The sequence below is a fragment of the Actinomadura sp. DC4 genome (genome assembly GCF_030406325.1).
Lineage (GTDB): Bacteria > Actinomycetota > Actinomycetes > Streptosporangiales > Streptosporangiaceae > Actinoallomurus.
This window is the reverse complement of record NZ_JAUEQY010000084.1, coordinates 1-1,220: the sequence shown is the minus strand read 5'-3', so window position 1 is coordinate 1,220 and position 1,220 is coordinate 1. Positions and strand designations below refer to the sequence as shown.

At 67.5% G+C, this 1,220-nt stretch carries 1 protein-coding gene; it reads left to right on the top strand.

What is annotated here, in order from left to right; translation table 11 throughout:
* The first annotated feature begins 118 nt into the window (after positions 1–118).
* Positions 119–1,216 carry an integrase core domain-containing protein gene (locus QWU11_RS47050; RefSeq protein ID WP_290121132.1) on the top strand — a complete coding sequence of 366 codons (1,098 nt, stop codon included), beginning with the start codon at positions 119–121 and terminating at the stop codon, positions 1,214–1,216.
* Positions 1,217–1,220: the final 4 nt, after the last annotated feature.

Genomic DNA, 1,220 nt, shown 5'->3' with positions numbered 1-1,220 from the left:
TACATCCATGCAGGTGAGAGCTGTGACCGCCCGTGACGGCGCCCCACCGCGTGACGCTCGGCTGATTGCGTCGGAAGTGTGGTGCGGGGGCGCGGTCGCCGCGGCATGATGGTCGGCCGTGTTGTTACGGCTGGCGTACCTGACGGTGACGAACACGTTCGCGGTCCTGCGTCTCCTTCCGATGACCGATCGTGACAAAGATGCCGAGATCTTGGCGCTGCGACACCAACTCGCGGTCCTGGAGCGCCAAATGGGCAGGAGGAGAGTCCGGTTCGCACCGACCGACAGGGCGTTCCTGGCAGCCCTGCTGCACCGCCTCACGCCCGAGGCGCTGCACCGGATGCGGCTGCTGGTGCGCCCGGACACGGTGCTCCGCTGGCACCGCGACCTCATCCGGCGTCGGCACGCTGCCCGGTCAAAGCCGAAACGGCAGGGCCGGCCGCCGACGGTGCGTTCCATCCAGGCGCTGGTGTTACGCCTGGTCCGGGAGAACCCCCAGTGGGGGTATCGACGGGTGCACGGCGAGCTGCTCGTGCTCGGGGTGAAGGTCGCTGCCTCCACGGTGTGGGAGATTCTCCAGGACGCCGGGATCGACCCAGCACCCGAACGCGCCGCCAGCACCTGGGCCGCCTTCCTGCGGTCCCAGGCCGACGCGCTGCTGGCGTGTGACTTCCTGGACACCGTCACCCTGACCGAAGCGCGCCTGTACGTGCTGGCCGTGATCGAGCACCGCACCCGCCGGATCCGCATCCTGGGCGCGACCGCGCATCCAACCGCCGCATGGGTGGCTCAGGCTGCCCGTAACCTCGTGATGGACTTGGAAGACGCCCGATGCCAGGCACGGTGGATGATTCGGGACCGCGACGGCAAGTTCCCCGGGCTATTCGACGCCGTCCTGGCCGACGCGAACATCAAGATCGTGCTCACCGGAGTCCGGATGCCACGCATAAACGCGATCATGAAGCGGTGGGTGCTGACCTGCCGCCGTGAGCTCCTGGACCGTACCCTGATCTGGAACCGACGCCACTTGCTCCATGCGCTGCGCGAGTTCGAGACCTTCTACAACCTTCATCGCCCTCACCAGGGCATCGCGAACGCCCGCCCGCGCACTCCGCTGCCCCCGCCCATCACCGAACCCGACCAGATCACCCGGCTGGACGTGCGAAGACGCCAACGCCTCGGCGGAATACTCAACGAGTACGAAAATGCCGCTTGACCTG